The sequence below is a fragment of the Rhodococcus sp. C3V genome, from assembly GCF_029269915.1.
GTDB lineage: Bacteria > Actinomycetota > Actinomycetes > Mycobacteriales > Mycobacteriaceae > Rhodococcus_F > Rhodococcus_F qingshengii.
Genome location: NZ_JARJBE010000001.1, coordinates 396,485 through 411,912, shown reverse-complemented (window position 1 = coordinate 411,912; position 15,428 = coordinate 396,485). Strand labels below are relative to the sequence as shown.

Sequence of the window (15,428 nt, the reverse complement as noted above, 5' to 3'; positions counted from 1 at the left end):
TAGGGGGGTGCATAGTGATTCGGACATGACGTTCTGCACCGAAAGGCCCCCGATGAGTAGCTGGTCCGATCGCCCGATCTGCGCGTTCGACCTCGAGACCACGGGGCGGGATCCGTCGACCGCTCGTATCGTCAGTGCCTGCGTCGCGGTGATCGACGGTTCGAGTGTCGAAACACGCACGTGGCTACTCGATCCCGGCGTCGACATCCCCGCCGGCGCCTCGGCTGTTCACGGCATCAGCACCGAGTTCGCGGCGCAACACGGCCAGGATTATTCCGAGGGCTACGAAGAGATTCGCGAGGCTCTGCACAATTCCTGGGCGCGCGATCACGCCGTCGTGGCGTTCAATGCCTCCTATGATCTGACGGTCATGCATGCCGAGGGTCTGCGCATCGGCAAGCCTGCATTCGTTCCGGGGTTGGTGATCGATCCGTACGTGATCGATCGGGCGATGGATACGTTCCGCAAGGGCAAGCGAACGCTTGCGGCCGTGTGCGAGCACTACGGAATTTCATTGGAGTCGGCGCACGAAGCCGAGGCCGATGCCAAAGCTGCGGCAGCGTTGGCCCGCGAGTTGGCCGTGCGGTTCCCCGACATCCTGGGGCTCGATCTCATGGTCGATCAAGCCGATTGGCACGCCGAGCGGCAACGCGATTTCGCCGAGTACCTTCTCAGCCAAGGGAGGGACGTGGCAGATGTGAACGGCCAGTGGCCGATTCGCATCATCGCCTGACGTCCTCCCCGGCTCGGACGACCGCGCGCTACGCCGGGACCGGCGGCCACACCGGCGCAATGGACCACGGACGGGCTGTTTCGAGCTGCGACGCAACCTGAATCAGCAGATCTTCACGGCCGAACGCGCCGACCAACTGCACGCCGATCGGAACGCCGGCCGAGTCATGACCCATCGGCAAGGAAATCGCCGGCTGACCTGAACTGTTGAACGGACTGGTCAAGCCGCTGTACCCGGCCGAATGCTCCCAGATCGACATAGGATTCGCCGTATCGAGCAGACCGAGCGGAGCTGCCGGCCGAGCCATCGTCGGAGTCAGCAACAGGTCGTGATCGACGAAGAACGCACCGATCACCTGGGCGGCCCGCTCGAGTTCCTGCAATGCCTTGACAACGTTCGTCGCACTTTCGGACTTCGCGCGGTCGTAGATCATCCGCGCCATCGGCTCGAGGTCGTCGTCGCGGATCGCGCGGTTCAGGGCGTCGAGTCGTTCGTCGACCTCGATCGTCATCGGAATGCCCATCAACACCGAAAGCCCGGCAGTGAGCGCATCGAGCGGAAAGTTCGGGGCACTCTCGGTGACATCGTGACCGAGTTCTTCGAGCAGGCCGGCAACACCGGTCGCGACGGCCGAGCACTCCGGGTCCACCGGTGTGCCGTCAGGAAGAGCGTTACTCAGACCGATCCGCAACCGTCCGGGATCGGCACCCACTTCCTCGATGTACGGCCGCTTAGGCGCCAGGATCACGTAAGGATCGCCCACTGTCGGCCCGGCGGACAGATCGAGAAGCAACGCAGTGTCGCGGACACTTCGGGTGAGCGCGTGATGAACACTCATCGGCGACGAGAAGAGCGTGCGCGCCGGTGCCGTCGGAGTACGTCCTCGGCTCGGCTTGAGGCCTACCAGGCCGCAGGCAGATGCGGGAATACGGATCGATCCACCACCGTCGCTGGCATGCCCGCCTGGCACGATCCCGACGGCAACAGCTACAGCCGTGCCACCCGAAGATCCGCCGGGCGAACGATCAAGGGCGTAAGGGTTACGGGTGGGTCCGAACAGCGCAGGTTCGGTACTCGCGTTCTTGCCGAACTCCGGGGTGTTCGTCTTGCCGATGACAACCAGACCAGCCTGGCGGTAGCGCTCGACGAGCGTCGAATCTTTTTCTGCCACAGCGTCGGCGAACAATCGAGATCCATTGGTGCTCGGCAATCCTGCGACGTCCATGCCGAGGTCTTTGATCACGAACGGGACGCCCTGCAGTGGACCATCCGGCAGGCCGCCTGATACCTCGTTGCGCGCTTCCTCTCGGCGCTCACTGATCACCGCGTTGACTGCCGGGTTGCGCTCGTCGAGCCTGTCCAGACTGAACTCGAGGACTTCCTTGGCGGAGACGTCGCCGCTCTTGATCGCTTCGGCCAGGCCGGTCATGTCGTTGTTGTCGAACAAATCCTGCATCGATGCCCTCATCACTCGTGTCGAACTCTGCCGATAGTGAGGTCCGTCATATCAACCGGAGTGGCGACGCAGTTCCGAAATTCCGCTTGGCGGGACCGATCAGAGAATCAAGCCCTCACAGAATCAAACCTTGCCGCCGCGCTTCCACGACCGCTTCGTGACGACTGCGGACGTCGAGTTTTCCCATCAGATTCCTCATGTACGTCTTGATCGTTTCGACGCTCAGGGACAACCTCTCGGCGATCTCGGCATTGCGCAGTCCGAGAGCGACGTACCCCATCACCTCCCGCTCGCGTGGCGACAGGACAACGGTGTTCGCGACTGGAGTGTTCGCGGAAGGTTTCGGCGACGCCAACGCCCGCAACTTTGCCTCGACCGCGAGGACCTGCGCGCTGAGAGCCATGTCCTCGAGGTTCGCCGCGATCTCGCCGAGCGCCAGGACGCTCTCGGTCAACCCTTCGGATATCTGGGCATCGCGGTTCGAACCATGTTCCACCGCAGCGGTATCGAGCATCGCCACCCGACGATCCACTTCGTCGCGAATCTCGAATTCTCGGGCCAACGCGTACGACGATCGCATCATCGTCTCTGCGATCACGTCGCCGATCGGCAGGTTGGCACGCAGTCCTCCGTAGATCGCTCCGCGAGTAACCCCGCGTACGACGATGGGGACTGCCATCAAGGATTCAATCGCTTCGGTACCCACTTCATAGTCGTAGTCGTGAGTGATGTGCGACGAGTTCGCGTAGTCCTGGACCGCGCCCGGTCGTTGTTCTGCGATCGCCCGACCGCCGAGTCCGCATTCGGCGTCGATCCGGAGGTTTCGCAGGATGTTGCTGCGCGTGCCGACGTGACCGGTGATGGTCAGCGACCGGTCGCTGACGCAGCCGCCGAACAGAACCGGCAACTCGGTTTTGGGGTGCAGCCGACGCAGTTCGGCGCGCAACGCGTCGTCGTCGCTCGGTCTCAGTACCCTGCTCACTCTCACCTCCACGTACCCAATTCAGAGGGTAGCGGCACCTTTGGCTGGGCAATAGCGTGCATCCAGGCCATTTGTAGTGCCGATCACACTTATCGTGACACCAACCGTGCCACGTCGCCTTCGGAGGAACCGTGTCTGTCCCGACAGCTGTTGCAGCCAACAACACCCCGCTCAGTCCGCTGCGCTTTCTCGAGCGCAGCGCCGCGGTGTTCCCCGAGCGCACCGCCGTCGTTCACGGCGACCGGACCTACTCGTACCGAGAGTTCGGTGACGAGGTCGCGGCTCTGGCCCGCGTCCTGCGTGAACGCATTCAGCCCGGTGACCGCGTTGCATACCTGGCGCCGAACGTACCCGAGATGCTGTTCGCGCATTTTGCCGTCCCCCTCGCCGGCGGGGTCCTGATCGCCCTGAACTCACGCCTCGCCGGTCCCGAACTCGAATACATTCTCGATCACTCGGGAACCACGATCCTGTTCGTGGACTCCGAATTCGTCGGTTCGGTCACCTCGTCCAAGGCAAACGTGGGGAGCCTGCGTGAGATCGTCGAGATCCCGGACTCCACCGTCCCCTATCCGGACGTTCCCACCGGAATCGTCACCGGGCAGTACGCCGATCTGATTGCCGAAGGCGAAGCTCTCTCCGATCAGCCACTGCACTGGGGCGTCGACGACGAGCAGCAGTGCATCGCCATCAACTACACCTCGGGTACCACCGGAAAACCCAAGGGCGTCATGTACTCCCACCGCGGGGCGTACCTGAACTCGCTCGGCGAGACATTCCACAACGGCTTCGACGGAGCGACGAAGTATCTGTGGACACTGCCGATGTTCCACTGCAACGGGTGGTGCACGCCGTGGGCCGTCACTCAGGCCGCGGGCACACATATCTGCCTGCGCGCGGTCCGCGCCGATGCGATCTGGGACGCCATCGACAATCTGGGCGTGACACATCTGTGCGGCGCTCCTACCGTCTGCTCCACCATCGCCGACGCAGACCAGGCCCACAAGGTCGACGCCTTGCGCATCACCACCGCCGGCGCTCCCCCGTCACCGACGATCATCGGAAAACTCGAAGACATCGGTGTCACCGTGGTTCACGTCTACGGCCTCACCGAGGTGTACGGCCCCTACACGATCTGCGAATACCAGGAAGCCTGGGACGACAAGCCGCCGTCCGAGCGCGCCGCACTTCTCTCGCGTCAGGGAGTCGGCATGGTGCAGGCCGAAAATGCTCGCGTTGTCGATGCCGAGATGAACGACGTCCCCGCCGACGGCCAGACCATGGGTGAGATCGTGCTCCGCGGCAACAACGTGATGCTCGGGTACTACCGCGACGAGGCCGCGACAGCCGAAGCATTTGCCGGTGGTTGGTTCCATTCCGGCGACCTCGGCGTCATGCATCCCGACGGATACATCCAGCTCAGGGACCGCGCGAAGGACATCATCATCTCAGGCGGCGAGAACATCTCCACCGTCGAGGTCGAGCAGGCGATCATGAGTCACCCCGCGGTGATCGACGTGGCAGTCGTCGGCGTTCCGGACGAGAAGTGGGGCGAGCGCCCGAAGGCATTCGTGGTGCTGGGCAAGGGATTACAGGCATCCGCCGAAGACATCGTCGAGCACACCCGCACTTTGCTGGCCGGGTACAAGGTTCCCCGCGACATCGTCTTCCCGCTCGACCTTCCTCGCACCCCCACCGGCAAGGTTCTCAAGTTCCAGCTACGCGCCGACAACTGACGCCGACGAAACCTGGATACTTGCATCCATGACCGAGCGCTCCGATGTACCCGGAACTGACCCCGCACAGTTTCGGGTACACGTCGCGTCTCAAGCGATCCGGTTGTTCTCGGAGAACGGGTACGAAGCCACCACCGTCGAGCAGATCGCCGCTGCCGCCGGTGTGTCGCGTCGGACGTTCTTCCGGCAGTTCCGCTCCAAGGAAGACGTGATCTTCGCCGATCACGAGTCCCTCCTCGAACACGTCGCAGAGTTCCTCGCGTCCGATTCCGCCGACCCCTGGGCGTCCGTGTGCGAGGCCGCGGGACTGGTGTTCGATTTCTTCCGCAGGAACCGAGACCTGTCGATGCGGCGATACCGCGTCGTACAGCATGTTCCGGCTCTTCGCGACCGCGAACTCGTCACCGGATTCCGCTACGAGCGCCTCTTCGTCGACTACCTGCGCAGCGCTGTGCCCCGCGAACCTGTCCTCGAGGTTGTCGGTTTTGCCGCAGCTGTCACCGCGTGCCACAACTACCTCTTGCGAAGCATGATCAAAGGCGACGAGGACGCCACAGCTGATGCACTAAGTCAGGCATTGCTCGACGTTCGGCGGACGTACGGCGTGGCACCCGGGTCCAAGACCAGCACGCCAGAATCGAAGTCCGTGCTGGTAGTAGCCTTTGCCCCGGGCACGTCCGCTGATGAGATCAGCAGAAAAATCCACGAACAACTCGGCTGACACTGCTCGTGCACCGAAACTTCACACACCCATCCCTTGACCTGGCACTCAGTGCCGTGTTTGACTGGGGTCATGGGCACCGGTCTGTCCGCGAATCTCGCTGGTAACGCCGGAGCCGCACCGACCGCCTTCAAGCCACCTTCACCAAGGAGCGTTCCCATGGCAGGAAACCCGGATTTCAATCTCTTCGCACTGAACGAAGAGCACGACGAACTGCGGGCTGCTATCCGCGGACTCTCCGAGAAGGAAATCGCGCCGTACGCCAAGGACGTCGACGAGAACGCACGTTTCCCCGAGGAAGCGCTCACCGCTCTCAACGCGTCCGGCTTCAACGCCATCCACGTTCCCGAGGCTTACGACGGCCAGGGCGCCGATTCCGTCGCCACCTGCATCGTCATCGAGGAAGTCGCCCGCGTCTGTGGATCCTCCTCGCTGATCCCCGCTGTGAACAAGCTCGGCACCATGGGCCTGATCCTCAAGGGTTCCGAAGAGCTCAAGTCCAAGGTGCTCCCGGACCTCGTGAACGGCGGAATGGCGTCGTACGCACTGTCCGAGCGTGAAGCCGGATCCGACGCCGCTTCGATGCGTACCCGCGCAAAGGCTGACGGCGACGACTGGATCCTCAACGGCTCCAAGTGCTGGATCACCAACGGCGGCAAGTCCACCTGGTACACCGTCATGGCTGTCACCGATCCCGACAAGGGCGCAAACGGCATCTCCTCTTTCATGGTCCACAAGGACGACGAGGGCTTTGTCGTCGGACCGAAGGAAAAGAAGCTCGGCATCAAGGGCTCCCCCACCGCTGAGCTGTACTTCGAGAACTGCCGCATCCCCGGCGACCGCATCATCGGCGAACCGGGCACCGGCTTCAAGACGGCACTCGAGACCCTCGACCACACGCGTCCCACCATCGGTGCTCAGGCTGTCGGCCTGGCCCAGGGCGCACTCGACGCGGCGCTGGCGTACACCAAGGATCGCAAGCAGTTCGGCAAGTCCATCAGCGACTTCCAGGCTGTTCAGTTCATGCTCGCGGACATGGCGATGAAGGTCGAAGCCGCACGTCTGATGGTTTACACCTCCGCAGCACGCGCCGAGCGTGGCGAGAAGAACCTCGGCTTCATCTCCGCTGCGGCGAAGTGCTTCGCTTCGGACGTTGCCATGGAGGTCACCACCGACGCCGTGCAGCTGTTCGGTGGCGCCGGCTACACCACCGACTTCCCGGTCGAGCGCATGATGCGCGACGCCAAGATCACGCAGATCTACGAAGGCACCAACCAGATTCAGCGCGTCGTGATGTCGCGTGCGCTGTTGAAGTAAGGCACTTCGCGCCCCTGTGCGCCTTTCTGGTAGTTCTGACTACCGGAACGGCGCACAGGGGCTTGCCCCTAATTTTTGAGGAGAATCGTGGAACTCGTAGGCGTAATCGGCGGCGGCACCATGGGTGCCGGCATTGCCGAAGTTTGTGCAAAAGCCGGTAGCTCGGTACTGGTGCTCGAAACCAAAGAAGAATTTGCCGCCGCTGCTCGCGAACGGATCGCCAAGTCGATCAACCGCGGCGTCGCCAAGGGCAAGATCACCCAGGAAGAAGCCGACGCCGCGATCGCACGCGTCCGCGTCACCTTGGACATGGAAGAGTTCGCCGATCGCGATCTGGTGATCGAAGCTGCTCCCGAGATCGAAGCTCTCAAGTACGAGATCTTCGGCAAGCTCGACAAGATCGTCAAGCCTGCAGGCATTCTGGCGACCAACACCTCGTCGATCCCCGTCATCAAGATCGCCAAGGCCACCTCGCGCCCCGGCCAGGTTGTCGGCGTTCACTTCTTCAACCCCGTGCCGGTCATGCCGCTCGTGGAGATCGTGGTCAGCCTGACGACGTCCGAAGAGACCGTTCTCGCCGTCACCGACTACGCCAAGAACACCTTGCGCAAGAAGACGGTTCGCGCGGGCGACCGTTCGGGCTTCATCGTCAACGCTCTGCTCATCCCGTACCTGTGCCAGGCTGTCCGGATGCTCGAATCCGGCTACGCCACAGCAGAAGACATCGACGAGGCCATGAAGGGCGGCTGCGGCTACCCGATGGGCCCGCTGACGCTGCTCGACACCGTCGGTCTCGACATTGCCCTCGCAGCGGCAGAGTCCCTGTACGCGGAATTCGCAGAACCGCACTACGCTCCGCCGGCGCTGCTTCGCCGCATGGTCGACGCCGGTCGCCTCGGCAAGAAGACCGGTCGCGGCTTCTACGAATACGCCTGAGTCCGACCGCTTCACTCTTCCGGCCCCTCACCTGTTGCAGGTGAGGGGCCGGAGTTGTTTTCGGGCAGATCTAGCCGAATCCATTGACAAATTCGCGCGGCGCAGCAAAAGTCATCATTTGACAACAACCGTTGTCACATGAGCGCAGGCGGAGGGTCAACCAGATGAGCAGCGATCCGGACACCGATACTCGTCGACCTAAGCCCCAGGCGCGACCAGAGCCCCGGGAACTACGAGCCGATCCGATCGGCCCCGGTTCCCTGACGTGGACACACTTCGGCGACGTTCGCGGTCTGCTGTATCTCGGACGCGCAGGCACGCTGCAGAACATGCATCCCGCGGTAAGTGGAGCGCTGCAGGATCATTCGAATTTTTTCGACAACCCGCTCGACCGCCTGTTCCGCTCACTGCCGCCCATCTACGGCGTCGTGTACGACCGGACCGAAGAGGGCACAGGCACGCTCGTTCGCAACTTCCACACCGATCTCAAAGGAATCGACGAAACCGGCGGGCGTTACCACGCCCTCGCTCCTGACACTTTCTGGTGGACACACGTCACGTTCTTCGAGGTGATACTCGATTTCAACGAGCGATTCGCGTACAAGAAGTTCACGGCGGAGCAGAAGGACCAGCTTGTCCGTGAGGCCGTAACCTGGTGGCGCTGTTACGGACTCACCGACCGACCGGCTTTCGACGACTACGCCAGCTTCCGCACGTACTGGGAAGACATGCTCGACAACCACCTGATCAACACCCACACCACAAAATGGTCGACGCGCATCGCCGAGCACGACATCGCACCGGCTCCGAAGGTTCCGACGTGGCTGTGGCGTCTGACCTCACGCCCCACGATGGCCGTGGCGAACTGGATCGGCAAGGCACTGATGCCGGAGAAGGCGCGCGAAACTCTCGGATGGGAATGGACGCCGCGCGACGAACGAATGTACTTCTGGTTCGCCCGCTTCCTGACATTGACAGATCGATTCTGGCATCTGCTGCCGCTACAACTGCGGTACGCGCCGCGCGCCTACTCGGGCATCCGCGCGCAGGGTCTGTGAGCACTCGTCGGTAGGCTGGAGTGCGTGCCAGCTCATCTCCCTTCCGACGCGATCAGTGTTCGTGTGGACAGCTGGACGTGGGCGGTTCGGCTGTTCAAGACACGCTCGCAGGCGGCGACCGCCTGCCGATCGGGACACGTTCGGGTCAACGGAACGTCGGCAAAGGCAGCTCAGCAGGTGAAAGCCGGCGACGAGGTGCGGGTGCGTGTATCCGGCATCGAGCGCATCGTCGTCGTGGTCAAGCCGATCACGAAGCGAGTCAGCGCCGTGCTGGCCGCCGATTGCCTGCAGGACAATTCGCCGCCCCCACCACCGCCCGAACTGATCGCGTCCATTCCGCGACGTGATCGTGGCGCCGGCAGACCGACCAAACGCGAGCGACGCGACCTCGAGAAGCTGCGCGGCCTCGAGCCGTAATCACTACCTCGAAACAGGCTGACGCAGAACCGTCTTCAGTTTCTCGGGCGGCGTTCGGCGAGCGTCGCTGAGGTAGATCTCGTGATGATCGCCGTTGAAGCTCAGGCCGTTCGACGGGATGAACGTGTTGTGCAGCCGGTCCAGGGTGGGAGCTTCGTCGTCGTACGAGCCGACGTGAAGAATCTGGACGGACAGACCTTCCTCCAACTCGAGAAACCTGACCTTGTCGAGAGCGGCAATCTCCTTCTTGGCCCGCACTGCCTTGGCCCGGACTGCGTCAATCGACGCAGACAGTTCCGTCTCCGTGATCCACTCCGGTTGCGAGATCATCATCGTCCAATCCCACGACGACTTGTCCCGCGTCACGAACACCTCGGGGTCATCTGCCCGCCACAACCCTTCCAGCGGGCCCACGACGAAGTCGCGATCCAGTTCCTTCTTGCTCGCGAATTTGGTCGCGTAGGACACCGAATACAGCGCTTCGAGCGCCTCGGAGTACTCGGTGGCAGTGTTGGGATCACCGTGACCGTCGACGGCGAAGTAGCCGAAGCGGGGAACGGTCACGAGGGCAAAATCGCGGCGCCCAGGCGAGTAGAGATCCTTGTATGCCTTCTTGACGTCGTACTTCTCCATGCGCCACCCACCTGATCACTGGCCGAGTTTCAACGTTCGGAAACCTATCCGAGAACACCGACATCCCGATAGCGGACCACCGTCCCCTTGTTAATAGACCAGTGGACCTTTACTCTGGACGGGGTGACTACACCCCAGGCGACCGACGTCGCTCGAGTTCCGCGCCGCAGACCGTTGCGGATCGTTGCCATATCCGCGATTGTCGCGTCGATCTTGGCCCTGTTGTTCGTGTACCCGTGGTGGAGCTTGTTCATCCGGCCGGACTGGCCGACGGCGGTGGCAGTTTTCGGCACCGTTCTGTTTGCCACCCTCTTGATCGCCCTGCCTGCCAGTTTGGTGCTCAGCCACGGACACACCGACCGCGATCCAGTTCGCCTGATCGGCGACGCCCTCCTCGGAATCATCTGGGTCGTGTTCGTGTGGACCCTGCTCGGCGAAGTTCTGAGGCTCGGACTGCTCGTCGGCGGCGTGGATGACCCGCTTCGATCGAGAATTGTCGCCGTTGCCGCACTGATCATCTCGGCCGTTCTGCTGATCTGGGGCTACCGGGAAGCCATGAGACTGCCACGGATCAAGCAGGTCGACGTCACCATCCCCCGCCTTGGTGCGGGGATGGACAAACTTCGGGTAGTCGCGATCACCGACACTCACTTCGGGCCGATCAATCGCGAGAAGTGGTCCGAGCGCGTGATCGCGGCAGTCAACGAACTCGACGCCGACATCGTGGCCCACGTCGGTGACATTGCCGACGGAACAGTGGAGCAGCGCCTCGGCCAAGCCACCCCACTCGCGTCGGTGGAAGCCAGACTCGCCCGTGTCTACGTCACCGGGAATCACGAGTACTTCCACGAGGCTCAGGAGTGGCTCGACTACATGACCTCGATCGGCTGGGATGCCCTGCACAACCGGCACCTCGTCGTCACCAAGGGCGGCGACAACCTGGTCATCGCCGGAGTCGACGACGCCACCGCTCTGGGATCGAAGCTCGACGGTCACGGCGCGAACTTCGATATGGCCCTTGCCGGCACCGACCCCGATTTGCCGATCCTGATGCTCGCCCATCAACCGAAGCAGGTAACTCAGTCCGCTTCCGCGGGAGTGGATCTGCAGCTCGCCGGTCATACCCACGGCGGACAGATCTGGCCCTTCAACTTTCTGGTCAAACTCGATCAACCTTCGGTGCACGGGCTCACTCGTCACGGCGACCGCACGCAGTTGTACACAAGCCGCGGAACCGGGTTCTGGGGTCCACCATTCCGCGTGTTCGCACCGAGCGAGATCACCGTCCTGACGCTGCACAGCGCCTGAACGGGCTCAGCTCGTTCGGGTTGCCGCTCGCGCCGACAGCCCGACGAGCTGATTGATCAGACCTTCACGTAGGCCGGTTGCGAACATGTCGGCAGCAGGGGGCGCCTGCATCTCGTTCAGTACGACGACCATGGATTCGGCAGGCTCGGCAGTCGGCCACAAGCCTGCAACAATCACCAGGGTTACCTTGGCGAATTGAGCCGCGTCGCCCTCCGAGAGGTGAGGCAATTGCGAATGAATCAGCGACGCAAACCTTCCCGAGTTGACCGTTGCCCGCTTCTTGAAGTCACGGGCGAAGTCGACGGAGATGTTTCTTTCGAGGACACCTGCCATTACGCTCATCAACTCACACAGTAAACGCTGTGCGACAAGCGATTCCGCAACCGTCGATGCCACATGGATTTCAGTGGCGAACGGCGAGTCGTCACCGGTCGGGGTCAACGACTCGGACAACCCGTCCAACCACGCAACCCAGTTCTCGTCGAGCACTTCGAGAAAGATGGCTTCGCGACTGTCGAAGTAGCGAAGCACGTTCGACTTCGCCAGTCCGACGCTCTCACTGAGCTCACGCAGGCTGATGTCGGCGACGGGCCTGGACCCGAGCATCGCGCGGGCCGCATCGAGAATCGCGCACCGACGCGCTTCGATCTGCTCAGGCCTGCGCGCGCGCTGAAATCCGTGGGTCGCCACCATCACGCAAGATTATCAGACCATCGTTCTATTGTTTGCTGTACTGCGGGTCAATTGTCCGAAGGTGCATGCTGCGCCACGACTCCCCTCGACGCCAGTTCGCGACGCAGCGAATCGGTATCGACGGACGCGAGATCGACTCGGTGCGTGCGGGTGGCCAAGGCTCGGACTTCCTCGGACAGGTCCGCCACCTGCTTACGCGTCGCGGCCTGGGATGCCTCGTCCTGTTCCGCCACGCGCTCGACCAACCAGGAAGCGAGTGTGGCAGTCACGATGCCCAGCAACGCAATTCCGCCGATCATCAATGCTCCGGCGATCATGCGCCCGGTCGTGGTAACGGGCGCCATGTCTCCGTAACCGACGGTCGTGACCGTCTCCATCGCCCACCACAATGCCGTTCCGTACGACGTGATGGCAGCGCCCTGCGCGTGACGCTCGGCATCGAGCATGGCCAGCGCCGCGACACCGATCAGCAAGGCCGTGGCACCAGTGGCGTAAATAACCACCCGTCCACGCAAGCTTTGCCCGCTCGAGCGGTGAACTATCGCAAGCAGTGTGACCAACCGAAGTAGGCGCAGCGGACGCAGCATGGGCAACACCACCATCGCCAAGTCCAAGAGATGCCTGACGAACCAGCGACCGCGGGCAGGTGCCAACCACAGGCGAACTGCGTAGTCGACGGCAAAAACGACCCACGCAGCCCACATCGTCCATTCGGTCAGACGATGTGGAAGGCCCGTCGGTTGCGCCAGCACTTGGTACGCGTACGCCACCAAGAAAAGGCAGGCCGCAGCGGTCAACGGGATGTCGGTGGCTAGCTGCCATTTCTCCGACGTCCACGCAGTGCGGCGGTGCGCCGACTTCGTCGATTCGTTCATCCGAGAAGTCTGACACCACCGCTACCTAGTGCCCGGCAGAACCGACTCAGATCCGAGTGTGCGTCAAGATGTTGAGCGCCGTGGGAACTGCCTCGATCGTGATGGGCAACGGTCCCACCCGATCACCGTCCGCGTAAGCGATGATGCCTTCGGAGACCAGCCGGACCTTCTTGGATCGGTACGTTTGCACGGCGTCGAGCGAGACGTGAGTTCCCTTGTACACCCGCGGAAACAGGCGCACCAGACGCAACCTTGAACCGTGCCCGACGACGGTCAGATCCAGCAACCCGTCCGACTTCGACGCTCCTGGCGTGATGAGCATGCCGCCACCGTACGAGCGCCCGTTGCCAACAGCGACCAGCGTCGCGTCCACCGTGATGACCTCGTCGTCGAGTTCGATCCGGTACGGCAGCGGCTTCATCTTCGCCAACTCGGCGAGCATCGCCAGGTTGTAGCGCATCGGCCCCTTGGGCCAGGACATCCGATTGGCCCGCTCACTGACCAGCGAGTCGAAGCCGCTGGCGATGATGGTTCCCGACCAGACGACGGAACCGTCGGCCAGCGTGATCTTCGCCAGATCTGACTGCTGCACGACACCGTCTGCGATGACATCGGCTGCTGCCTCGGGATCGCCTGTGGGAATACCGAACTCACGGGCGTGATCGTTGCCGGTGCCCGCCGGGATGAGCCCAATGGGCGTATCCGTCAACGCGGCAGCCTGCAGTCCGATGCTGATGGCACCGTCGCCGCCGACCACCACCAGCGCGTCGGTAGCCTCCTCGATCGCACGACGGGCCAATTTCTTGGCGTCGTCGGCGTCGGTTCCGATGATCTCGGTGACGGCAACTCCCCGAGCGCGCAGTCGCGCAACACCTTTGCGTCCTGCCGCAGGCGCGTGACCATGTCCCGCCATCGGATTGATCAGGACGGTAACCTTCTCGATCTGACTGCGGGTTTCGGTCACGGAATCAGCTTTCCAGGATTGAGAATGCCGGCAGGGTCCACTGCATTCTTCACTGCGCGAAGGATGTTCGCGCCCAATTCACCGATCTCGTCCTTCATCCATGGGCGGTGATCGGCGCCGACAGCGTGGTGATGGGTGATCGTGCCACCGGCGGCGATGATCGCATCGCCAGCGGCAGTTTTCGCCTTGTGCCACTGAGCGATCGGATCCTCGGTCTGCGCGCTGACGACGGTGAAGTACAGCGAAGCACCGGTCTTGTAGGTGTGCGAAATGTGGCACATCACGAGCGGCTGAGTCCCCTGCTCGACGAGAGCCTTGGTCAGCGCCTCGGTGACCGAGGAGCGCAGGTTCGCGAGGTTACCCCAGGTGGTTGCCGTCTCGAGGGTTTCGCACAGTGCGCCGACGTCGAGCAGAGCGTCACGCAGATACGGCGCATCGAATCGCCCGTGTTCCCAGCTGTTTCCGGGCTCCTCACCGAGCGACGTGCCGCCGTGAGCGGTGAGAATTGCGCGGGCCTCCGCCATCCGTTCAGCGGTGTGCGAAGCGGTGCCCTCGTAGGTAGTGATGCCGAGGCAACCACCGGTGAAGGCGTTCTCGCCGATCTTGTCGGTGGTCGCCAGATTCACGCCACTCTCGGCCTCGTCGGACAACCGCAATACTGTCGGAGCCGATCCTTCCTGGACCAGCTCACGCAATGCGGCTGCGCCGGTGGCGAAGTCGGGGAAGCTCCACCCTTCGCGCACGGTGGTCTCGGGCAGACGGTGAACCCGCACACGCACGTGCGTGATGACGCCGAAGGTGCCCTCGGAGCCGACAAAGAGCTCACCCAGATCGGGGCCTGCGGCAGATGCCGGCGCACGCCCGGTCTCGATCACACCACTCGGAGTGACAACAGTGAGGCCCTGGACCATGTCCTCGAAGCGTCCGTATCCAGCCGACGCCTGCCCCGAAGACCGGGTTGCGGCAAACCCGCCCAGAGTGGCGAACAGGAAGCTCTGCGGGAAATGCCCGACCGAGAAACCGTGCTCACGCAGAAGCTCCTCGGCCCGTGGGCCGGTAGTTCCGCCGCCGAACGTCGCGATGCCCGATTCCTCGTCCAACCCGACGAGCTGATCGAACCTGCGCAGATCGAGAGATAGAACTGCGTCGAACCCGTCACGAATGGGATCGAGCCCGCCGACGACGCTGGTGCCGCCGCCGAATGGGACCACTGCGATCCGGTTGGCAGAGCAGTATCGGAGAATCTGCTCGACCTCTGCGTCTGTCCCTGGGGTGACGACTGCGTCCGGTGCGTCCTGCGGCTCGACGCTACGACGGCGAAGCAGATCCGGGGTGCTCTTGCCACCGGCCCGAAGGATTCGATCGGAATCCTTGGTACTGACGTACTCGGCCCCGACCAGCCCGGACAGCGCTTCGACATGCGACTGGGCCATAGCGGACGGAGCCACCTGGACGTCTTCGATGGCGAGACGCGATCGAGTCGGTGCGGAGACACCGAGAAATCCGGTCAACAATGATGTGACTGCGTCCGACAGTTCACGCTTCTTGGCCGGATCGCCCCAGGCGTCCCACTGCATCGGCGGTTGCAAGGCAGACTTT

The 15,428-nt window shown here is 62.9% G+C and carries 15 protein-coding genes; 8 read left to right on the top strand and 7 right to left on the bottom strand.

Features of this window, described 5'->3' with window-relative positions; genetic code table 11:
* Nucleotides 1-52: 52 nt before the first annotated feature.
* Nucleotides 53-733: a 3'-5' exonuclease gene (locus tag P3G66_RS02090; RefSeq protein WP_003940028.1), complete on the top strand. Its 681-nt coding sequence runs from the start codon at nucleotides 53-55 to the stop codon at nucleotides 731-733.
* A gap of 28 nt (nucleotides 734-761) precedes the next feature.
* On the opposite strand, the gene P3G66_RS02085 is transcribed toward P3G66_RS02090, so the two are convergent.
* Both P3G66_RS02085 and P3G66_RS02080 read right to left on the bottom strand, forming a co-directional pair.
* Nucleotides 762-2,189 (bottom strand): amidase, encoded by a 1,428-nt coding sequence (locus tag P3G66_RS02085; protein WP_003940167.1) that lies wholly within the window; start codon nucleotides 2,187-2,189, stop codon nucleotides 762-764.
* A 115-nt stretch (nucleotides 2,190-2,304) separates the two neighbouring features.
* Nucleotides 2,305-3,171, bottom strand: coding sequence for a response regulator transcription factor (locus P3G66_RS02080; RefSeq protein WP_030535167.1), 867 nt, complete (start codon nucleotides 3,169-3,171; stop codon nucleotides 2,305-2,307).
* 131 nt (nucleotides 3,172-3,302) lie between these two features.
* Between P3G66_RS02080 and P3G66_RS02075 the strand changes: the two genes are divergently transcribed.
* The 6 genes from P3G66_RS02075 to P3G66_RS02050 all read left to right on the top strand — a co-directional run bounded on the left by P3G66_RS02075 (nucleotide 3,303) and on the right by P3G66_RS02050 (nucleotide 9,356).
* Nucleotides 3,303-4,907 carry an acyl--CoA ligase family protein gene (locus P3G66_RS02075; RefSeq protein WP_231782527.1) on the top strand — a complete coding sequence of 535 codons (1,605 nt, stop codon included), beginning with the start codon at nucleotides 3,303-3,305 and terminating at the stop codon, nucleotides 4,905-4,907.
* A gap of 28 nt (nucleotides 4,908-4,935) precedes the next feature.
* Nucleotides 4,936-5,628, top strand: a complete 693-nt coding sequence (locus P3G66_RS02070) for a TetR family transcriptional regulator (protein WP_030535165.1) — start codon at nucleotides 4,936-4,938, stop codon at nucleotides 5,626-5,628.
* A gap of 159 nt (nucleotides 5,629-5,787) precedes the next feature.
* Nucleotides 5,788-6,945: an acyl-CoA dehydrogenase gene (locus tag P3G66_RS02065; protein ID WP_003939784.1), complete on the top strand. Its 1,158-nt coding sequence runs from the start codon at nucleotides 5,788-5,790 to the stop codon at nucleotides 6,943-6,945.
* 87 nt (nucleotides 6,946-7,032) lie between these two features.
* Complete coding sequence (locus P3G66_RS02060; RefSeq protein ID WP_003940434.1) at nucleotides 7,033-7,881, top strand: 3-hydroxybutyryl-CoA dehydrogenase; 849 nt, start codon at nucleotides 7,033-7,035, stop codon at nucleotides 7,879-7,881.
* A 164-nt stretch (nucleotides 7,882-8,045) separates the two neighbouring features.
* Nucleotides 8,046-8,939: an oxygenase MpaB family protein gene (locus tag P3G66_RS02055; protein WP_007731355.1), complete on the top strand. Its 894-nt coding sequence runs from the start codon at nucleotides 8,046-8,048 to the stop codon at nucleotides 8,937-8,939.
* Between the two features lie 24 nt (nucleotides 8,940-8,963).
* Nucleotides 8,964-9,356: a S4 domain-containing protein gene (locus P3G66_RS02050; RefSeq protein ID WP_003940158.1), complete on the top strand. Its 393-nt coding sequence runs from the start codon at nucleotides 8,964-8,966 to the stop codon at nucleotides 9,354-9,356.
* Nucleotides 9,357-9,359: 3 nt separating this feature from the next.
* On the opposite strand, the gene P3G66_RS02045 is transcribed toward P3G66_RS02050, so the two are convergent.
* Nucleotides 9,360-9,989: a GyrI-like domain-containing protein gene (locus P3G66_RS02045; protein WP_007731353.1), complete on the bottom strand. Its 630-nt coding sequence runs from the start codon at nucleotides 9,987-9,989 to the stop codon at nucleotides 9,360-9,362.
* A gap of 123 nt (nucleotides 9,990-10,112) precedes the next feature.
* On the opposite strand from P3G66_RS02045, the gene P3G66_RS02040 reads away from it, so the two are divergent.
* Entirely contained in the window at nucleotides 10,113-11,297 is a 1,185-nt protein-coding gene (locus P3G66_RS02040; RefSeq protein WP_007731352.1) for a metallophosphoesterase, read from the top strand.
* Nucleotides 11,298-11,303: 6 nt separating this feature from the next.
* Here the strand turns inward: P3G66_RS02040 and P3G66_RS02035 are convergent, their stop codons facing one another.
* The 4 genes from P3G66_RS02035 to P3G66_RS02020 are packed head-to-tail and all read right to left on the bottom strand — an operon-like array spanning nucleotide 11,304 to nucleotide 15,406.
* Nucleotides 11,304-11,990, bottom strand: a complete 687-nt coding sequence (locus P3G66_RS02035; protein WP_007731351.1) for a TetR family transcriptional regulator — start codon at nucleotides 11,988-11,990, stop codon at nucleotides 11,304-11,306.
* Nucleotides 11,991-12,037: 47 nt separating this feature from the next.
* Nucleotides 12,038-12,865 (bottom strand): potassium channel family protein, encoded by an 828-nt coding sequence (locus P3G66_RS02030; RefSeq protein ID WP_007731350.1) that lies wholly within the window; start codon nucleotides 12,863-12,865, stop codon nucleotides 12,038-12,040.
* A gap of 46 nt (nucleotides 12,866-12,911) precedes the next feature.
* The gene (locus P3G66_RS02025) at nucleotides 12,912-13,829 is read right to left on the bottom strand and encodes a diacylglycerol kinase (protein WP_276116119.1); all 918 of its coding nucleotides are present in this window, start codon (nucleotides 13,827-13,829) and stop codon (nucleotides 12,912-12,914) included.
* Nucleotides 13,826-15,406, bottom strand: coding sequence for an FAD-binding oxidoreductase (locus P3G66_RS02020; protein ID WP_037128630.1), 1,581 nt, complete (start codon nucleotides 15,404-15,406; stop codon nucleotides 13,826-13,828). The genes P3G66_RS02025 and P3G66_RS02020 overlap by 4 nt, the downstream gene beginning before the upstream one ends.
* Nucleotides 15,407-15,428 lie beyond the last annotated feature (22 nt).

Excerpts from the sequence above, each read along its gene's own strand:
- P3G66_RS02030 (WP_007731350.1), bottom strand. The coding sequence starts at position 12,865 with ATGAACGAATCGACGAAGTCGGCGCACCGCCGCACTGCGTGGACGTCG.
- P3G66_RS02070 (WP_030535165.1), top strand. The coding sequence starts at position 4,936 with ATGACCGAGCGCTCCGATGTACCCGGAACTGACCCCGCACAGTTTCGG.
- P3G66_RS02035 (WP_007731351.1), bottom strand. The coding sequence starts at position 11,990 with ATGGTGGCGACCCACGGATTTCAGCGCGCGCGCAGGCCTGAGCAGATC.
- P3G66_RS02085 (WP_003940167.1), bottom strand. The coding sequence starts at position 2,189 with ATGCAGGATTTGTTCGACAACAACGACATGACCGGCCTGGCCGAAGCG.
- P3G66_RS02090 (WP_003940028.1), top strand. The coding sequence starts at position 53 with ATGAGTAGCTGGTCCGATCGCCCGATCTGCGCGTTCGACCTCGAGACC.
- P3G66_RS02045 (WP_007731353.1), bottom strand. The coding sequence starts at position 9,989 with ATGGAGAAGTACGACGTCAAGAAGGCATACAAGGATCTCTACTCGCCT.
- P3G66_RS02020 (WP_037128630.1), bottom strand. The coding sequence starts at position 15,406 with ATGCAGTGGGACGCCTGGGGCGATCCGGCCAAGAAGCGTGAACTGTCG.
- P3G66_RS02065 (WP_003939784.1), top strand. The coding sequence starts at position 5,788 with ATGGCAGGAAACCCGGATTTCAATCTCTTCGCACTGAACGAAGAGCAC.
- P3G66_RS02055 (WP_007731355.1), top strand. The coding sequence starts at position 8,046 with ATGAGCAGCGATCCGGACACCGATACTCGTCGACCTAAGCCCCAGGCG.